Origin of the sequence: Actinomadura sp. HBU206391 (assembly GCF_014323665.1) — a bacterium.
Lineage (GTDB): Bacteria > Actinomycetota > Actinomycetes > Streptosporangiales > Streptosporangiaceae > Actinomadura_C.
In genome coordinates, this window is sequence record NZ_JABVEB010000472.1 from 1 (window position 1) to 2,684 (window position 2,684).

At 65.9% G+C, this 2,684-nt stretch carries 3 protein-coding genes; all 3 read left to right on the plus strand.

Annotation, left to right across the window (positions count from 1 at the left end; genetic code table 11):
• Positions 1-116: 116 nt before the first annotated feature.
• The 3 genes from HKK72_RS38455 (at position 117) to HKK72_RS41900 (ending at position 2,580) form a co-directional block, all read left to right on the plus strand.
• On the plus strand, positions 117-1,403 hold the full coding sequence (locus HKK72_RS38455) for an IS256 family transposase (protein ID WP_187239301.1): 1,287 nt from the start codon (positions 117-119) through the stop codon (positions 1,401-1,403).
• A gap of 172 nt (positions 1,404-1,575) precedes the next feature.
• Positions 1,576-2,076 (plus strand): integrase core domain-containing protein, encoded by a 501-nt coding sequence (locus HKK72_RS38460; RefSeq protein ID WP_222721670.1) that lies wholly within the window; start codon positions 1,576-1,578, stop codon positions 2,074-2,076.
• A gap of 54 nt (positions 2,077-2,130) precedes the next feature.
• Positions 2,131-2,580 (plus strand): hypothetical protein, encoded by a 450-nt coding sequence (locus HKK72_RS41900; RefSeq protein ID WP_261987595.1) that lies wholly within the window; start codon positions 2,131-2,133, stop codon positions 2,578-2,580.
• Positions 2,581-2,684 lie beyond the last annotated feature (104 nt).

The window sequence follows — 2,684 nt, forward strand, 5'->3', positions numbered from 1 at the left end:
AGGAGAGCAATGCTTGAAACCTGTGGATCTGCCGGGAAGGGGTGTACCTTCCCGGATCACTTAGCAGGTTCTCCAAGCAGGCCGACGTTGCAGCGTCGGCTGGGAAGGTACACCCGATGCTCACCGTAGTCCCGGACCCGTCCGGCCGCGATCAGTCCGACGAGACGTCTCCGGCGGCCTCGTTGATTGATGAGATCGTGCGGGAGGGCGCCCGCCGGATGCTGGCCGAGGCGTTGCAGGCCGAGGTGGATGCCTACATCGCCCAGTTCGCCGACCAGCGTGACGAGCGGGGTCGGCGTCTGGTGGTCCGTAACGGCCATCACCAGCCTCGTGAGGTGCTGACCAGCGCGGGTGCGGTCGAGGTGAAGGCGCCGCGGGTGAACGACAAGCGCGTCGACACGCAGACCGGTGAGCGCAAGCGGTTCTCCTCGGCGATCCTGCCGCCCTGGTGCCGCAAGACCCCGAAGCTGACCGAGGTGTTGCCGCTGCTGTACCTGCACGGCCTGTCCAGCGGGGACTTCGTGCCCGCGCTAGGCCAGTTCCTCGGCTCGACCGCCGGGCTGTCGGCCTCGGTGATCACCAAGCTGATCGGGCAATGGAAGGCCGAGCAGCGCACCTTCGCCGAGCGTGACCTGTCGCAGGTCGACTACGTCTACCTGTGGGCCGACGGTGTGCACGTCAACATCCGGCTGGAAGAGCACGGGCTGTGCCTGCTGGTGATGATCGGGGTCCGTGCTGATGGCCGCAAGGAGCTGGTCGCGCTGGCCGACGGCTACCGCGAGTCCACCGAGTCGTGGGCCGACCTGCTGCGCGACTGCGCCCGGCGTGGCATGCGTGCTCCGGTGCTGGCGGTCGGTGATGGTGCGCTGGGGTTCTGGACTGCGCTGCGCGAGGTGTTCCCGCAGGCCAAGGAGCAAAGGTGTTGGTTTCACAAGATCGCTAACGTCCTTGGGTCGCTCCCCAAGTCGGCGCACCCGGGGGCGAAGAAGGCCCTGGCCGAGATCTGGAACGCCGAGGACAAGGACCACGCGCTGAAAGCGGTCCAGGCGTTCCACGCGGCCTACGGCGTCAAGTTCGCAAAGGCCGTCGCCAAGGTCACCGACGACCTGGACGAGCTGCTGGCCTTCTACGACTTCCCGGCCGAGCACTGGATCCACCTGCGCACGACCAACCCCATCGAGAGCACCTTCGCCACGGTCAGGCATCGGACCAAGGTCACCAAGGGGCCGGGCTCACGGGCCGCCGGCCTGGCCATGGCGTTCAAGCTCATCGAGTCGGCCCAGGCCCGCTGGCGCGCCGTGAACGCTCCCCACCTGGTCGCCCTCGTCCGCGCCGGTGCGACCTTCGCGGGCGGCAAGCTCGTCGAACGACCCGACGACAAGCCCCAACCCGAAGCAGCCTAAAAGATCTTGATCCACAGGTCTTGACTATTGCTCCATCCTCAAACGCGCCGGCCTTGGCCCAGCACCACGGCGCAGCGGCTCCACCTGGGGACAGTTTCTGAACGCGCAGGCCGAAGGGATCATCGCCTGCGACCTGTTCCACGTCGACACTGCATTCCTCAAGCGGATCTATGTGCTGTTCTTCGTCGAGCACGCCACCAGGCTCGTGCACATCGCAGGGGCCACGGCGAACCCGACGGGTGCGTGGGTCGCTCAGCAGGCCAGGAATCTGGTCATGGACCTGGGCGACCGAGCCGAACAGCTCCGGTTCCTCATCCGGGACCGCGACGCGAAGTTCACCGGTGTCTTCGATGAGGTGTTCACCTCGCTCGGTGTCCGGGTGATCCGGACACCGGTCCGTGCACCGTGGGCGAACGCAATCGCCGAACGCTGGGTCGGGACCGTACGGCGGGAATGCACTGACCGGCTCTTGATCTACAACGAGCAGCACCTTCGTCGGGTGCTCACCGCTTACGAGCGTCATTACAACACCCACCGCCCGCACCGGGCACGAGACCGGCGACCGCCCCAACCACCGCCACCAACGGGGACTCCTACCGATCTGAATCACATCCGGCTCAAACGCCGCCAAGCCGTCGACGGCCTGATCAACGAGTACCGGAACGTGGCATAGCACCTGTGGAAAACCGCAGGTCAGTACCTAGAACCGGGTTTCCGCACCCCACAGGTGCTACGCCGGGGCAACTTCACCCGCTGGTCCTGGCGTCCCGCCTGGGATGGCGACCCCGACAACACCGATCCGCAGGAGCGCATCTCGCCGGTGCTGGCGGGCTTCACCTTCCACGAAGGCCACCACACCCACCGCACGTGGTTGTCCGATGACGGCATCTCCGACATCGGCCGCGCCGCGCGGCTCGGGCACAAACTGCCGGGGATGGCCGAGGTCTACGAACACCTCACACCCGAGACCAAGCAGCGTACGCTGAAGGTGCTGCAGGCCCGCTGGGAGACATCCATCACCCAGCTGACCAGCGGCGAGCGCGCGAAGCTCCTGACCATCGTCCCTTCCAAGCTCCGTGACAGCATCACCCAGCGTGACGGGGAAGCGGGGAGGGTGGAGGCGGGCGGTAGCGCTCAACCGAAGATGATCTCCAATATATCTCCAGAAACAGCATGAGACCCCATCCCCGCGATGGGGGACAGGGCCTCTGACCTGCACAAACTGTGGTGGGCGATACTGGGATTGAACCAGTGACCTCTACCGTGTCAAGGTAGCGCTCT

What these genes read in the sequence shown, in the direction of transcription:
- HKK72_RS38455 (WP_187239301.1), top strand. Translation starts at nt 117, where the DNA reads ATGCTCACCGTAGTCCCGGACCCGTCCGGCCGCGATCAGTCCGACGAG.